This window comes from Streptomyces sp. NPDC048734, assembly GCF_043198675.1.
GTDB lineage: Bacteria > Actinomycetota > Actinomycetes > Streptomycetales > Streptomycetaceae > Streptomyces.
The window spans coordinates 1,061,853-1,076,070 of record NZ_JBICUZ010000001.1; the positions used below are offsets into that span (position 1 = coordinate 1,061,853).

Below are 14,218 nucleotides of genomic sequence, written 5' to 3' on the forward strand. Positions count from 1 at the left end.
GGACATCGGCCCGGGAGTGTCACCGCCGCGCGGCACAATGGCCCCATGACCAGCAAGCCCGCCCGTCACCCGGCCACCACCCCTGAGCGGGGCGCTTCGCCCCACAGTTCCCCGCCCCGCGGTCTCGCCCCGGACATCGCCGCGCGCCTCAGGCGCAGCCCCGACGGCCTCGTACCGGCCATCGCCCAGCAGTACGACACCGGAGAGGTGCTCATGCTCGGCTGGATGGACGACGAGGCGCTGCACCGCACCCTGACGACCGGCCGGTGCACGTACTGGTCGCGCAGCCGCCGCGAGTACTGGGTCAAGGGCGACACCTCCGGCCACTTCCAGTGGGTCAAGGCGGTCGCCCTGGACTGCGACGCCGACACCCTGCTGGTCAAGGTCGACCAGGTCGGCGCCGCCTGCCACACCGGCGCCCGCACCTGCTTCGACGCCGACGTGCTCCTCGAGGACGCCGGGAGCGCCGGTTCCGGCACCTCCGCCTCCGGTCAGTAAGGTCAGCCGTCATGGATCTCGAGACGTTCCGCAAGCTGGCCACCGACCGCCGCGTCGTCCCGGTCACCCGCAAGCTCCTCGCGGACGGTGACACCCCGGTCGCGCTCTACCGCAAGCTGGCCGCCGAGCGCCCCGGCACCTTCCTGCTGGAGTCCGCGGAGAACGGCCGTTCCTGGTCCCGGTACTCGTTCGTCGGCGTGCGCTCGGCGGCCACGCTCACCGCACGCGACGGACAGGCCCACTGGCTCGGCACGCCGCCCGTCGGCGTCCCGGTCGACGGCGACCCGCTGGCCGCCCTGCGCGCCACCATCGAGGCCCTGCACACGCCCCACCAGGAAGGCCTGCCGCCCTTCACCGGCGGCATGGTCGGCTACCTGGGCTACGACATCGTCCGCCGGCTGGAGAAGATCGGCCCCGGCGAGCGCGACGACCTCCGGCTGCCCGAGCTGACCATGCTCCTCACGAGCGACCTCGCCGTGATGGACCACTGGGAGGGCTCCGTCCTGCTGATCGCCAACGCGATCAACCACAACGACCTCGACACGGGCGTGGACGAGGCCCACGCGGACGCCGTCGCCCGTCTCGACGCCATGGAGGCGGACCTCTCACGCGCCGTGGCCCAGCCGCCCGCCGTCCTGCCCCCCTCCGAACTGCCCGAGTACACGGCCCGGTGGGGCGGCCCCGACTTCCGGCGGGCCGTCGAGGACGTCAAGGAGCGCATCCGCGCGGGCGAGGCCTTCCAGGTCGTCCCCTCCCAGCGCTTCGAGACGCCGTGCACGGCGAGCGCGCTGGACGTCTACCGGGTCCTGCGGGCCACCAACCCCTCGCCGTACATGTACCTGTTCCGCTTCGACGGCTTCGACGTCGTGGGTTCCTCCCCGGAGGCGCTGGTCAAGGTCGAGGACGGGCGGGCCATGGTGCACCCCATCGCCGGCACCCGGCACCGCGGGGCGACCCCGCAGGAGGACCAGGCGCTCGCCGACGAGCTGCTGGCCGACCCCAAGGAGCGCGCCGAGCACCTCATGCTCGTCGACCTCGGCCGCAACGACCTGGGACGGGTCTGCGAGCCCGGCTCCGTCGAGGTCGTCGACTTCATGTCCGTCGAGCGCTACTCCCACGTCATGCACATCGTCTCGACGGTCACGGGCCGGGTCGCGGCGGGCCGCACCGCCTTCGACGTCCTCACCGCCTGCTTCCCGGCGGGCACCCTCTCCGGCGCCCCCAAACCCCGCGCCATGCAGATCATCGACGAACTGGAACCGTCCCGCCGCGGCCTGTACGGCGGCTGCGTGGGCTACCTGGACTTCGCCGGCGACTCCGACACCGCCATCGCCATCCGCACCGCCCTGCTGCGCGACGGCACCGCCCACGTCCAGGCCGGCGCCGGCATCGTCGCCGACTCCGACCCGGTCGCCGAGGACCAGGAGTGCCGCAACAAGGCGGCGGCCGTGCTCCGCGCCGTCCACACCGCCAACCGACTGACTGGTCAAGTAGGGGCGCTTCGCGCGAAGTAGGACGAGACTCACGTGAACCCCGGGTGACGGTTCGCCCGGGGTTCAGGCGATAGTGGAGTACGTGACTGCCGTTCCTCGTCCCCGTTCCGAAGCCGCCGCTCCCGCCCGGTCCGGCCGCCGGAGCCTCGCGTTCGCCCTGATGTGCGGTGCGCTGGGCGCGGCCCTGACCCTGCTCGCGACCCGGCAGCGCTGGTCGCAGGGCACGGCGACGGTGGCCGGCGGAGCCTTCCCCCTGACCGCCAAGGGCAGCGACGTCACGGGCGTCCCCGCGGCGCTCGCCATAGTGGGCCTCGCCGCGCTCGTCGCCGTCTTCGCCGTCCGCCGGGCGGGACGCCTCACCGTCGCCGCCCTCCTCGCGCTCTCCGGCGCCGGCATCGTCGTCGCCGCGCTGCTCGGTGCCTCCGACAGCTCCGCGCTCGACGACAAGGCCGCCGAGGCCTCCGGGGACACCGCCGCGGCCGTCGCCTCCCTCACCCACACGGCCTGGCCCTACGCCGCCGCGGCGGGCGGCGCCCTGATCCTCCTGGCGGGCCTGCTCGCCCTGCGCTACGGCCGCCTGTGGCCGGCCATGTCGGGCCGTTACGAGCGCGACGGCACTCCCCGGGCCCGGCGCAGGGCCCCGGTCGTCGACCCCGACCGTCCCGAGGACATCTGGAAGGCCCTGGACCGAGGCGAGGACCCCACGGGCGCGGACCCGGCCTGATCCGCCTCCGCGTCCGGTTCCCCGGTGTGGCGAACCAGACTCGATCGGAAGCCACCCCGGCCCTCCCGCACGCGTGCGCGTACGGGACAATGGAGGACGAGCCCCCGGCTCGGACATGTACGACCCGTACGCCACATAGACAGCAACGAGGAGCAAGTCATGGCGGGCAGCAGCCACGGACACACCCCGGCCGCCTGGACCGGTGTCACCATCGCCTTCATCGGTTTCTGCGTCGCGGGCGCGTTCATGGTGATGGCCGAGCCGCTCGGCTTCTGGGCCGGCATGGTGATCGTGGTCCTCGGCGGTGTCGTCGGCGCGGTCATGAGCGCCATGGGCCTCGGCATGCCGAAGGACGCCCACCCGGTGCACCGGGTCACCACGACGCGCGAGCCGGTCGGCGCCGAGGGCTGACGCCCGCGAACGACCTCGCGTGAGGGGCGGCCGGTGCGCAACCGGCCGCCCCTCACGCGCGCGCGGACGTGTCGCGGGGCACAATGCGAGGCGTGAACGCAGACAGCCGCAGCGTGACGCCGCCCGCTCCCGCGACCGTCCTGGCCCGGCTCGCGGTGCCCGCCGGGATCCTCGCGGCCGTCGTGGGCGCCTTCGCGTACGTGGCCGCCGTCGACCCCAACGAGCCGGGCCACTACCCGGTCTGCCCGCTGCTGCGGGTCACGGGCCTCTCCTGTCCCGGCTGCGGCGGTCTGCGCAGCGCCCACGCCTTCGCGCACGGCGACCTGGTGACCGCGCTGCACGCCAATGCCCTGGCCGTGGCCGGCTACGCGGGTTTCGCGGTGCTGTGGACCGTCTGGGTGGTCCGCGCGGCACGGGGCCGCCCGGTCCGCATCGATCCCGGACCGGTCCCGATGTGGACGCTGGGCGCGTTGCTGCTGGCCTTCACGGTGGTCCGGAACCTGCCGTCCGGCGGCTGGCTGCTTCCCTGAACACCGGTGAGCGTCCAGCACGGGGGGACCTCCCGCCCCAGCCGTGCGAAGCTGGTCCGAGAGCGGGGGAGGGACCGCCCTCCACCGGATGCGAGGCCACCGCCCTCCTCCGGATACCATCGCAGTGACCATCCATTTCCTCTGGTCGCTGGAACCGCAACCGTCTGGAAGGGGGCCGCTCGCGTGAGTGTGCTCGACGAGATCATCGACGGAGTCCGTGCCGACCTCGCGGAGCGGCAGGCGCGCGTCAGCCTCGACGAGCTCAAGGAGCGCGCGGCCAAGGCCCCCGCGGCCAAGGACGGGGTCGCCGCGCTCAAGGGCGACGGCGTCAAGGTGATCTGCGAGGTCAAGCGCTCCAGCCCCTCCAAGGGCGCGCTGGCCGCGATCGCCGACCCGGCGGGCCTCGCCGCCGACTACGAGGCGGGCGGCGCCGCCGTCATCTCCGTCCTCACCGAGGAACGCCGCTTCGGCGGCTCGCTCGCCGACCTCGAAGCGGTCCGCGCGCGCGTCGACATCCCGGTGCTGCGCAAGGACTTCATCGTCACGTCGTACCAGCTGTGGGAGGCGCGCGCGTACGGCGCCGACCTCGTCCTGCTGATCGTCGCCGCCCTCGACCAGCCGGCCCTGGAGTCGCTGATCGAGCGCGCCGTCTCCATCGGCCTCACCCCGCTCGTCGAGGTGCACGACGAGGACGAGGTCGAGCGCGCCGTGGACGCGGGCGCCAAGCTGATCGGCGTCAACGCCCGCAACCTCAAGACCCTCGAGGTCGACCGGGGCACGTTCGAGCGGGTCGCCCCCGAGATCCCGGACCACCTCGTCAAGATCGCCGAGTCCGGCGTCCGGGGCCCGCACGACCTGATCGCCTATGCCAACGCCGGCGCCGACGCGGTCCTGGTCGGCGAGTCCCTCGTCACCGGCCGCGACCCGAAGACGGCGGTCGCCGACCTGGTGGCGGCGGGCGAACACCCCGCACTGCGGCACGGCCGGGGCTGACCCCGCTAGGCTGGACACGATGACGCTCCCGATCACCCTCACGGCCACGGACCGGTACGCCCGCCTCGCGCGCGGCTGCCGCCCCCGTGGCTGCCGCGCGCCCGCACGCAGGGTGCACGGCCGCAGGGTGCGGTACGTCATCGGAGACGAGCCGGGCCAGGTGAACGGACGCCGATGGCAGCGCGCCCCCGAGGGGCGCAGCGCAGTGTCCGCCCACGCGGCTTCGCCGCTCGGGTGCGACCGGCCACACCCGGCCTGAGGTCGTCGGACCAGCTCCGCCCCACGGCGATCGGTTTCTCCCCAACTCACCGTGAGGTTTCCGCATGCCCAGCGAGTTCTTCATTCCCGACCCCGAGGGTCGGGTCCCCACCGCCGAAGGCTACTTCGGCGCCTTCGGCGGCAAGTTCATCCCGGAGGCCCTGGTCGCCGCCGTGGACGAGGTCGCCGTCGAGTACGACAAGGCCAAGCACGACCCCGAGTTCGCCCGCGAGCTCGACGACCTGCTCGTCAACTACACCGGCCGGCCCAGCTCCCTCACCGAGGTGCGGCGGTTCGCCGAACACGCCGGTGGCGCCCGGGTGTTCCTCAAGCGCGAGGACCTCAACCACACCGGCTCCCACAAGATCAACAACGTGCTCGGCCAGGCCCTGCTCACCAAGCGCATGGGCAAGACGCGCGTCATCGCGGAGACCGGCGCCGGCCAGCACGGCGTCGCCACCGCCACCGCCTGCGCGCTGTTCGGCCTCGAATGCACCATCTACATGGGCGAGATCGACACCCGGCGGCAGGCCCTCAACGTGGCCCGGATGCGCATGCTCGGCGCCGAGGTCGTCGCGGTGAAGTCCGGCAGCCGCACCCTGAAGGACGCCATCAACGAGGCCTTCCGCGACTGGGTCGCCAACGTCGACCGCACCCACTACCTGTTCGGCACGGTCGCCGGACCGCACCCCTTCCCGGCGATGGTCCGCGACTTCCACCGCGTCATCGGCGTCGAGGCCCGCCGCCAGATCCTGGAGCGCACCGGACGCCTGCCCGACGCGGCCGTCGCCTGCGTCGGCGGCGGTTCCAACGCCATCGGCCTCTTCCACGCCTTCATCCCGGACACCGGCGTACGTCTGATCGGCTGTGAGCCGGCCGGGCACGGCGTCGAGACCGGCGAGCACGCCGCCACCCTCACCGCGGGCGAGCCCGGCATCCTGCACGGCTCCCGCTCCTACGTCCTCCAGGACGACGAGGGCCAGATCACCGAGCCGTACTCGATCTCGGCCGGCCTGGACTACCCGGGCATCGGCCCCGAGCACTCCTACCTCAAGGACAGCGGCCGCGGCGAGTACCGCGCGGTCACCGACGACGCGGCCATGCAGGCGCTGCGCCTGCTGTCGCGCACCGAGGGCATCATCCCGGCCATCGAGAGCGCGCACGCGCTGGCCGGCGCCCTGGAGATCGGCAGGGAGCTGGGCGAGGACGGACTGATCGTCGTCAACCTCTCCGGCCGCGGCGACAAGGACATGGACACAGCCGCCCGCTACTTCGGCCTGTACGACACCGACGCCGAGGTCGCCGCCGACGCGGCCGACACCGCCGAGATCGAGGGGGACGCCAAGTGAGCGGCGCTGCATCGAACAGCAAGAAGTGCGGACTACTGTCGGACACCCTCGCCGCCGCCAGGGCCGAGGGACGTGCCGCGCTCATCGCCTACCTGCCGGCCGGGTTCCCGACGGTCGACGGCGGCATCGAGGCGATCAAGGCCGTTCTGGACGGCGGCGCCGACGTCGTCGAGGTGGGGCTGCCGCACAGCGACCCCGTCCTCGACGGCCCGGTCATCCAGACCGCAGACGACATCGCCCTGCGCGGCGGCGTACGGATCGCGGACGTCATGCGCACCGTCAAGGAGGCGTCCGGGGCCACCGGCAAGCCGATCCTGGTCATGACGTACTGGAACCCCATCGACCGTTACGGCGTCGAGCGCTTCACCGCCGAACTGGCCGAGGCGGGCGGGGCGGGCTGCATCCTGCCCGACCTGCCCGTGCAGGAGTCGGCGCTGTGGAGGGAGCACGCCGAGAAGCACGGTCTCGCGACGGTCTTCGTCGTGGCGCCCAGCAGCAAGGACGAGCGACTCGCCACGATCACCGAGGCGGGCAGCGGATTCGTCTACGCCGCCTCGCTGATGGGTGTCACCGGCACCCGCGCGTCGGTGGGCGCGCAGGCTCAGGAGCTGGTCGAGCGCACCCGCGCCACCGGCACCTCACTGCCCGTCTGCGTCGGCCTCGGGGTGTCCGACGCCCGGCAGGCCGCAGAGGTCGCCGGCTTCGCCGACGGGGTGATCGTCGGTTCGGCCTTCGTCAAGCTGATGCTCGACGCCCCGGACGAGGCGGCCGGTCTCGCGGCCGTGCGCGAACTCGCGGGCGAGCTGGCGAAGGGCGTGCGCGGCCAGGCCTAGAACGGGACGGGGCACCGCACGCGACGGGCACCGCACGCGACGGGGCGGAGCACGTCGGGCACGGGAGGAACCGGTCACTCGAACGGGTGGACCTGGGACCGGGGAGGCGCTGGGCGCCTCCCCGGTTCGTTTCCGGGGTGTGAGCGAGAAGAATCGTGACAGGAAGCGCACCGCCCGGGAACGGCTGGCGGTCGAGCGTGACAGGCAGAAGGCCGCGGAGCGGCGGCGGCGGACGCTGATCGTCGCCGCGAGCGTCGTCTGTGTACTGGGCCTGGCCGCGGTCATCGGCATCGTCGCGGCGAACGCCGGCAAGGACGACGGCGGCGACAGCGCGGGCCCGGTCGTGGCGCCCTCGGGCGCGCAGGGCAAGGACGCCCTCGCGATCCCGGTCGGGAAGGAGAGCGCGAAGTCCACGCTCACCGTGTGGGAGGACTTCCGCTGCCCGGCCTGCAAGTCCTTCGAGGACACCTACCGTTCGACGATCCACGAGCTGACCGACGCCGGGAAGCTGAAGGTGGAGTACCACCTGGCCACCATCATCGACGGCAACATGGGCGGCAGCGGGTCCCGCACCGCGGCCAACGCCGCGGCCTGCGCGCAGGACGCCGGAAAGTTCCCCGCCTACCACGACGTGCTGTACGTGAACCAGCCGGAGGAGACCGACGACGCCTTCGCCGACGACGACAAGCTCCTCGAACTCGCCGGCAAGGTCGACGGCCTCGACACCCCCGCCTTCCGCGCCTGCGTGGCGAAGGGCACCCACGATGGCTGGGTCGAGAAGTCCAACCAGGCCTTCCGCACCGGTGGTTTCACCGGCACCCCGACCGTCCTGTTCAACGGCAAGAACATCTACCAGGACCGGACGATGACGCCGGCGAAGCTGAAGAAGATGGTGGAGGAGGCCGACCAGGGGTGAGCCCCGCTCACCGGCCCGTTATGGAGCCGTAGCCGGGCTGCCCGCCGTGGGCCCGGCCCGGCACGGTAGCGTCGACCCTGCCATGGAACTTGCCTACATTCCCAGCCCGTCGCGCGGGGTGATCCACCTCGGTCCCATTCCGCTGCGCGGCTATGCCTTCTGCATCATCATCGGTGTCTTCGTCGCCGTCTGGCTCGGCAACAAGCGCTGGATCGCCCGGGGCGGGCGGGCCGGCACGGTGGCCGACATCGCCGTCTGGGCCGTGCCCTTCGGCCTGATCGGCGGCCGGCTCTACCACGTGATCACGGACTACGAGCTGTACTTCAGCGAGGGCCGCGACTGGGTGGACGCCTTCAAGATCTGGGAGGGCGGCCTCGGCATCTGGGGCGCGATCGCGCTCGGCGCGGTGGGTGCCTGGATCGGCTGTCGCCGCCGGGGCATCCCGCTGCCCGCGTATGCCGACGCCATCGCGCCGGGCATCGCCCTCGCGCAGGCGATCGGCCGCTGGGGCAACTGGTTCAACCAGGAGCTGTACGGCAAGGAGACCGACCTGCCGTGGGCCCTGCACATCACGTCCTCCGTGGACGGCCGGGAGCCGGGCTACTACCACCCGACGTTCCTGTACGAGTCGCTGTGGTGCGTCGGCGTCGCCCTCCTCGTCATCTGGGCCGACCGCCGCTTCAAGCTGGGGCACGGACGGGCGTTCGCCCTGTACGTCGCCGCGTACTGCGCCGGTCGCTTCTGGATCGAGTACATGCGCGTCGACGACGCCCACCACATCCTCGGTCTGCGGCTGAACAACTGGACCGCGCTCGTCGTGTTCCTGCTGGCCGTGGCGTACCTCGTGATCTCGGCCAGGAAGCGGCCGGGACGGGAGGCCGTGGTGGAACCGGGCGCGGACGACCCCACCGGCGGTGAGGCCGCCTCCGGCTCCGAGGCCGACGGCGAAGCCGCGACCGGGGCCAAGGCCGAGTCCACGCAGGACGGCGACGAGGGCGAGGCCGGGGCGAAGGCCGACGAGGACGGCGAGGCCGGGTCGAAGGACGGCAAGGACGGCAAGGACGAGGCGGAGGACCGGGCGAAGGACGCCGCCGAGTCCGGCTCGGCGGGCAAGAAGAGCTGACGGCGACTTCCACGACGACGAGGGCGCCCGGGATCTCCGGGCGCCCTCGTCGTGTGCGACGGCTCAGGGCCTGTCGTTTGGACCACGCCGCGGACGCGGGGGCTGGTGCGCGCTCCCCGGAGGGGGGTGCCCCCAGCGGCGTCGTCGTCGGTTGCCGACGTCCCCCGGCCTTCGGCCGGGAGGTGCCCCCACCGCGGCGACGCCCTCCTCCGCCCTGCGGCCGCACGCACCAGCCCGGCTCACCGGCACCGAACAGCCCCGTGGCTGCCTTGCGCCCCGATCCGAACGACAGGCCCTAGGTGCGGTGGGCCAGCGACAGCGTCCGCCGGGCCGTCGCCACCACCGCCGCGTCGACGAACCGGCCGTCCGGCAGGGCCTGGGCGCCCGGCTCGGCCGCCGCCGCCTTCACGATCGTCTCCGCTTCCTCGATCTCCCGCTGCGTGGGCAGGTAGGCCCGTTCGATGATCGGGAGCTGGCGGGGATGGATCGCCGACCGGCCCAGGAAGCCCAGGCCGCGACCGTGCGCACAGGAGGACGCCAGACCCTCGAGGTCGCGGACGTCGGGGTGGACCGACTGCGGCGGCGGGGCCAGTCCCGCCGCCCGCGCGGCGACGATCACCCGGGAGCGGGACCAGTCGAGGCCCGCGTCCGCCCGTACGCCGAGGTCGGCCCGCAGGTCGGACTCGCCCAGGGAGATGCCGCGCAGGTCGGGGTGGGCGGCGGCGATGGCATAGGCGTGTTCGACGCCGAGGGCCGTCTCCAGGAGGGCGTAGAGCGGGTGCGGGCCGTGCTCCGCGACGAGGCCGGCGATCCGGGTGATCTGGGCGGGTGAGGTCACCTTGGGCAGGCGGAGGCCGCGGACGCCTGGGAGGGCCGCCACCGCCCGGAGATCGGCGGCGGCGAGGGGGCCGTCCAGGGCGTTGACCCGGACGTGGACCGGGACCGGCTGATCCTCGGAGAGCAGCTCGGCGGTGGCCTCGCGGGCGTACTCCTTGCGGTCGGGGGCGACCGCGTCCTCCAGGTCGATCACGACGACGTCCGCTCCGCAGCGCAGGGCCTTGGCGACGACGTGCGGGCGGTCGCCGGGGACGTACAGCCAGGTGAGCGGGAAGGTCACAGGGCGCCCTCCGTCCGCAGGGCCTCCAGGTCGGCCGGCGTCAGGCCCAGTTCGGTGAGGACCGCCTCGGTGTCCGCGCCGTGCGGGCGTCCGGTCCAGCGGATCGCGCCGGGGGTGGCGGAGAGGCGGAAGAGGACGTTCTGCATGCGGATCGGGCCCAGTTCGGGATCGTCGACCGTGGTGACGGTGTCGAGGGCCTGGTACTGGGGGTCGGTCAGCACGTCCCGTACGTCCTGGATCGGGGCGACGGCCGCTTCCGCCTTCTCGAAGGCGGCGAGGACGTCGGTGCGGGTGCGGGCGGCGATCCAGGTGCCGACCGCGGTGTCGAGGACGTCGGCGTGGGCGGCCCGTTCGGCGCCCGTCGCGAACCAGGGCTCGTCGATCAGGTCGGGGCGGCCGACCAGCCGCATCACCCGCTCCGCCACCGACTGGGCCGATGTGGACACGGCGACCCAGGTGCCGTCGGCCGTGCGGTAGGTGTTGCGCGGGGCGTTGTTCGCGGAGCGGTTCCCGGTGCGCTCCTGGACGTATCCGAGCTGGTCGTACCAGAGGGGCTGCGGGCCGAGGACGGTCAGGATCGGTTCGATGATCGCCATGTCGACGACCTGGCCCTCGCCCGTGCGGTCGCGGGCGGCGAGGGCCGTCATGACGGCGTACGACGTGGCGAGCGCCGCGATGGAGTCGGCGAGGCCGAACGGCGGCAGGGTCGGGGGCGCGTCGGGTTCGCCGGTGATGGAGGCGAAGCCGCTCATCGCCTCGGCGAGGGTGCCGAAACCGGGGCGGTGGGCGTACGGGCCGAACTGGCCGAAGCCGGTGACGCGGGTGAGGACCAGTCGGGGGTTGGCCGCCGACAGCTCCTCCCAGCCGAGGTCCCACTTCTCCAGGGTGCCGGGGCGGAAGTTCTCGATGATCACGTCGGCGCCGGCGGCGAGACGGAGCAGGGTGGCGCGGCCGCCGGGCCTGGACAGGTCCAGGGTGATGGCGCGCTTGTTGCGGCCGAGGAGCTTCCACCACAGGCCGACGCCGTTCTTGGAGGGGCCGTGGCCCCGGGACGGGTCGGGTTTCGACGGGTGCTCGACCTTGACGACCTCCGCGCCGAAGTCACCGAGCATGGTGGCGGCGAGGGGGCCGGCGAAGAGGGTGGCCAGGTCCAGGACGCGCAGACCGGCGAGGGGCGCGCCGCCCGTCCCGGTCGCGGTGCGGGCGTTGCTCGGTCCGCTCATGACGTGTGCCGCTCCTCGGTCCCGGAGCGGTACGGCGTCGACGCGGAGGCGCCCGGACGGGAGTCCCGTCCCGGCACGGTCTCCCCGCGTCGCGGGGCCTTCTCGACGTGGGCGACGGGGTCCGTGTGCGTGCTGCCGAGCACGACGATGTCGGTCATGGGCGTGCAGCCTCCCGGTGGGTGAGGTGGGCGAGGGTGTCGAATCCGGTGCCGTCGAAGTCGGCGACGGAGGTGGCCAGACGGTTCTTGAGCGGGGCCGTCCAGCGGTCGGGGAGGGCGGCCGGGTCGCCGGCGAGCAGCGCGGCGACGCCGCCGGCGGTGGCGCCGTCGGAGTCGGTGTCCAGGCCGCCGGACACGGCACGGCAGATCGAGCCGGTGAAGTCGCCGTCGGCGTGGGTGAGGGCGGCGGCGATCAGGGCGGTGTTGGGGACGGCGTGGACCCAGTGGTGGGTCGCGCTGTACGCGGCGTGGAGTTCGTCCACGACCGTGTCGAAGTCGGCGTGCTCGCGGGCGAGTCCGATCGCGTGGGTGACGGCCCGGAACAGGCGCGAGCGGGGCGGGACCACGGTGAGGCCGGTGCGCAGGCAGGCGTGGACGTCATGCCCGCCCGTCGCGGCGGCGGCGACGGCGGCCGCCGTGAACATCGCCGCGTAGACGCCGTTCGCGGTGTGGGTGAGCGTGGCGTCGCGGTGCGCCTGCTCGGCGGCGGCCGCCGGGTCCCCGGGGTTGGTCCAGCCGTGGACGTCGGCGCGGATCAGCGCGCCGATCCACTCGCGGAAGGGGTTGCGGTGGCGGGCGGTGTGCGGGGGTTCGACGCCGCAGAGGAGGTTGCGGTAGGCGACGCGTTCGGCGGTGAAGGTGCGCCCGGCGGGGAGTTCGTCCAGCCAGAGGCGTGCCACGTCGGCGGTGCTGAAGGTCCTGCCGTGACGCCGGAGCAGGAGCAGGTTGAGCAGGGGGTAGTTGAGGTCGTCGTCCTCGGGCATGCCGTCGATGTTCTCGGCGAGGGAGGTGTGCGCCGAGCGGCGGTTCCAAGGGTGCGCCTCCAGCAGGTCCCGCGGGACGCCCCGGGCCGTGAAGTAGGTGGTGAGGGGCCAGTTGCCGGTGGCGCCGGCCAGGGCGCGGACGGCGTCGAGGGGGAGCTTCTCCACGGGTTTGCCCAGGAGGCAGCCCACCGCCCGGCCCAGCCAGGCGGCTTCCAGGCCGGCCGGGGCGGGGGCCGGGCCGCGCCCGCCCGCGGGACCGGCGGGCCACGCCGGACAGGCGGCCCTGATGCCCGGGAGGTCCGTCGGCTCGTCCTCGGCCAGGGCACTCGGCAGGTCCGCCAGTTCGTCCAGCAGGTCCTCCGCCAGCAGGCGCAGGTAGCGCGACGCGCGCCGGGGGGACGCGCCGGCCCGCCCCGGGGCCTCCCGGCCGCCCGCCGCCCGCCAGCGGGCCGCGACCGCCGAGGGCTCGCGGCCGTCCTGGGCCGCCTGCCGCAGTTCGTGGCCGACGAGGTCCTCGGGCTGGACCCAGGTCAGGCGGAGCATCACCGGCCCCCGAGGGCGGCGAACGCCCGCTCGTGCGCCCGGCGGCGGTGGACGTCCTTGTCGAAGATCTCCCGGGCGACCTCGGCGAGGGCGGCCGCCGGCGACCACAGGTCCAGGCGGCTGGCCTCCGCGACCCGCTTCGACCACTCGTCCGGCACGGGAGAACCGAGGGCGCCGGTCACGGCGCCGGCCATCGTCGCGATCGAGTCGCAGTCACGGCCGTAGTTCACCGAACCCAGCACCGCGTGGCGGTAGTCGCCGCCGGCCACCACCACCATGCCCAGGGCGACGGGGAGTTCCTCGACGGCGTGCACGCGGGAGGGGCGGCGGGCGGCCAGGGAGGGCTGCCGGTAGTCGGGGCCGACGGTGTCGTACGGCGCCACCGCCTCCCGGAGCGGGACCAGCGCCGACTCGAAGTCCTGGTGGCGGGAGGCCACTTCGCAGACCCGCTCGATCGCGGCCCGGGTGCCGTCCTTGGCCAGCGACAGGCACGCCGTCACCACCGAGTCGGGCGTCGCGCCGGGTGCGCAGGCCGCGGCCACCGCCGCCGCGAGGACGCCCGCCGCCTCACGGCCGTACGACGACTGGTGGGCGCCCGCCAGGTCGATCGCCTCGGCGTAGGCGGCCGCCGGGTCGGTCGCGTTGACCAGTCCCACCGGGGCCATGTACATCGCCGCACCGCAGTTGACGATGTTGCCGACGCCCGCCTCGCGCGGGTCGACATGGCCGTAGTGGAGCCTGGCGACCAGCCACTTCTCCGCCAGGAAGACACGCTGGAGGGGGAGCGCCTCGGCCTCCAGCTCCGGGATCCAGCGAGGGTTCGTCATCAGGTCGGGGACCAGGTGGCCGGCGAGCGCGTACGCGTCCAGGTGGTCGCGGACCGTGGTGTAGACCCTGATCAGCGCGTGGGTCATCAAGGTGTCGTCGGTGACGTGGCCGTCGCCCTTGTGGTACGGCGCGATGGGGCGGGCCGTGCGCCAGTCGTCGCCGTTCCAGGGGCCGACGACGCCGTGCACGCGGCCGCCGTGGCGCCGGCGGATCTGGTCGGGGGAGTAGCCCTCCACCGGGCCGCCGAGGGCGTCGCCGACGGCCGCGCCGACGAGGGCGCCCGTGACGCGTTCCTCCAGCGTTCCGCCTTCCGGGGGCCGCCCCGTCGGGGCCTGCCGCTCTGGGGCCCTCCCGGACCTGCCGACGCTTTCTTCCGTTTTGGGTGTCATGGGCCGAA

At 73.7% G+C, this 14,218-nt stretch carries 16 protein-coding genes; 11 read left to right on the forward strand and 5 right to left on the reverse strand.

Features of this window, described 5'->3' with window-relative positions; all coding sequences use genetic code 11:
* Positions 1-45 precede the first annotated feature (45 nt).
* From hisI to lgt, 11 genes are all read left to right on the forward strand, one after another.
* Positions 46-498 (forward strand): phosphoribosyl-AMP cyclohydrolase, encoded by a 453-nt coding sequence (gene hisI / locus ACGFQC_RS04680; protein ID WP_363087266.1) that lies wholly within the window; start codon positions 46-48, stop codon positions 496-498.
* A gap of 11 nt (positions 499-509) precedes the next feature.
* Positions 510-2,012, forward strand: a complete 1,503-nt coding sequence (locus ACGFQC_RS04685) for an anthranilate synthase component I (RefSeq protein ID WP_363087267.1) — start codon at positions 510-512, stop codon at positions 2,010-2,012.
* A 52-nt stretch (positions 2,013-2,064) separates the two neighbouring features.
* Entirely contained in the window at positions 2,065-2,715 is a 651-nt protein-coding gene (locus ACGFQC_RS04690) for a TIGR02234 family membrane protein (protein ID WP_363087268.1), read from the forward strand.
* 159 nt (positions 2,716-2,874) lie between these two features.
* Complete coding sequence (locus tag ACGFQC_RS04695) at positions 2,875-3,126, forward strand: HGxxPAAW family protein (RefSeq protein WP_363087269.1); 252 nt, start codon at positions 2,875-2,877, stop codon at positions 3,124-3,126.
* Positions 3,127-3,209: 83 nt separating this feature from the next.
* Complete coding sequence (locus ACGFQC_RS04700) at positions 3,210-3,656, forward strand: DUF2752 domain-containing protein (RefSeq protein WP_363087270.1); 447 nt, start codon at positions 3,210-3,212, stop codon at positions 3,654-3,656.
* A gap of 183 nt (positions 3,657-3,839) precedes the next feature.
* Entirely contained in the window at positions 3,840-4,649 is an 810-nt protein-coding gene (gene trpC, locus ACGFQC_RS04705) for an indole-3-glycerol phosphate synthase TrpC (protein WP_363087271.1), read from the forward strand.
* A 19-nt stretch (positions 4,650-4,668) separates the two neighbouring features.
* Positions 4,669-4,908, forward strand: coding sequence for a tryptophan biosynthesis modulator TrpM (gene trpM, locus ACGFQC_RS04710; protein WP_393287764.1), 240 nt, complete (start codon positions 4,669-4,671; stop codon positions 4,906-4,908).
* Positions 4,909-4,972: 64 nt separating this feature from the next.
* Complete coding sequence (gene trpB, locus ACGFQC_RS04715) at positions 4,973-6,256, forward strand: tryptophan synthase subunit beta (RefSeq protein ID WP_363087272.1); 1,284 nt, start codon at positions 4,973-4,975, stop codon at positions 6,254-6,256.
* Entirely contained in the window at positions 6,253-7,089 is an 837-nt protein-coding gene (gene trpA / locus ACGFQC_RS04720) for a tryptophan synthase subunit alpha (RefSeq protein ID WP_363087273.1), read from the forward strand. Before trpB ends, trpA begins: the two co-directional genes overlap by 4 nt.
* Positions 7,090-7,228: 139 nt before the next feature.
* A complete protein-coding gene (locus ACGFQC_RS04725) occupies positions 7,229-8,005 on the forward strand; it encodes a thioredoxin domain-containing protein (protein WP_363087274.1) in 777 nt (258 codons plus the stop codon).
* Positions 8,006-8,087: 82 nt separating this feature from the next.
* Positions 8,088-9,128, forward strand: coding sequence for a prolipoprotein diacylglyceryl transferase (gene lgt, locus ACGFQC_RS04730; RefSeq protein ID WP_363087275.1), 1,041 nt, complete (start codon positions 8,088-8,090; stop codon positions 9,126-9,128).
* Positions 9,129-9,423: 295 nt separating this feature from the next.
* On the opposite strand, the gene ACGFQC_RS04735 is transcribed toward lgt, so the two are convergent.
* Genes ACGFQC_RS04735 through ACGFQC_RS04755 form a run of 5 tightly spaced genes read right to left on the reverse strand, consistent with a single transcriptional unit; the run spans position 9,424 to position 14,210 of the window.
* On the reverse strand, positions 9,424-10,245 hold the full coding sequence (locus ACGFQC_RS04735; protein WP_363087276.1) for a CoA ester lyase: 822 nt from the start codon (positions 10,243-10,245) through the stop codon (positions 9,424-9,426).
* Entirely contained in the window at positions 10,242-11,468 is a 1,227-nt protein-coding gene (locus ACGFQC_RS04740) for a CoA transferase (protein ID WP_363087277.1), read from the reverse strand. Before ACGFQC_RS04740 ends, ACGFQC_RS04735 begins: the two co-directional genes overlap by 4 nt.
* Positions 11,465-11,626: a hypothetical protein gene (locus tag ACGFQC_RS04745; protein WP_393287767.1), complete on the reverse strand. Its 162-nt coding sequence runs from the start codon at positions 11,624-11,626 to the stop codon at positions 11,465-11,467. Before ACGFQC_RS04745 ends, ACGFQC_RS04740 begins: the two co-directional genes overlap by 4 nt.
* Positions 11,623-12,993 carry an ADP-ribosylglycohydrolase family protein gene (locus ACGFQC_RS04750; protein ID WP_363087278.1) on the reverse strand — a complete coding sequence of 457 codons (1,371 nt, stop codon included), beginning with the start codon at positions 12,991-12,993 and terminating at the stop codon, positions 11,623-11,625. Before ACGFQC_RS04750 ends, ACGFQC_RS04745 begins: the two co-directional genes overlap by 4 nt.
* Positions 12,993-14,210: an ADP-ribosylglycohydrolase family protein gene (locus ACGFQC_RS04755; RefSeq protein ID WP_363087279.1), complete on the reverse strand. Its 1,218-nt coding sequence runs from the start codon at positions 14,208-14,210 to the stop codon at positions 12,993-12,995. The genes ACGFQC_RS04750 and ACGFQC_RS04755 overlap by 1 nt, the downstream gene beginning before the upstream one ends.
* Between the last annotated feature and the right edge of the window lie 8 nt (positions 14,211-14,218).

What these genes read in the sequence shown, in the direction of transcription:
- lgt (WP_363087275.1), top strand. Translation starts at nt 8,088, where the DNA reads ATGGAACTTGCCTACATTCCCAGCCCGTCGCGCGGGGTGATCCACCTC.
- trpM (WP_393287764.1), top strand. Translation starts at nt 4,669, where the DNA reads ATGACGCTCCCGATCACCCTCACGGCCACGGACCGGTACGCCCGCCTC.
- ACGFQC_RS04740 (WP_363087277.1), bottom strand. Translation starts at nt 11,468, where the DNA reads ATGAGCGGACCGAGCAACGCCCGCACCGCGACCGGGACGGGCGGCGCG.
- ACGFQC_RS04750 (WP_363087278.1), bottom strand. Translation starts at nt 12,993, where the DNA reads ATGCTCCGCCTGACCTGGGTCCAGCCCGAGGACCTCGTCGGCCACGAA.
- trpB (WP_363087272.1), top strand. Translation starts at nt 4,973, where the DNA reads ATGCCCAGCGAGTTCTTCATTCCCGACCCCGAGGGTCGGGTCCCCACC.
- ACGFQC_RS04695 (WP_363087269.1), top strand. Translation starts at nt 2,875, where the DNA reads ATGGCGGGCAGCAGCCACGGACACACCCCGGCCGCCTGGACCGGTGTC.
- ACGFQC_RS04700 (WP_363087270.1), top strand. Translation starts at nt 3,210, where the DNA reads ATGCGAGGCGTGAACGCAGACAGCCGCAGCGTGACGCCGCCCGCTCCC.
- ACGFQC_RS04745 (WP_393287767.1), bottom strand. Translation starts at nt 11,626, where the DNA reads ATGACCGACATCGTCGTGCTCGGCAGCACGCACACGGACCCCGTCGCC.
- ACGFQC_RS04685 (WP_363087267.1), top strand. Translation starts at nt 510, where the DNA reads ATGGATCTCGAGACGTTCCGCAAGCTGGCCACCGACCGCCGCGTCGTC.
- hisI (WP_363087266.1), top strand. Translation starts at nt 46, where the DNA reads ATGACCAGCAAGCCCGCCCGTCACCCGGCCACCACCCCTGAGCGGGGC.
- ACGFQC_RS04755 (WP_363087279.1), bottom strand. Translation starts at nt 14,210, where the DNA reads ATGACACCCAAAACGGAAGAAAGCGTCGGCAGGTCCGGGAGGGCCCCA.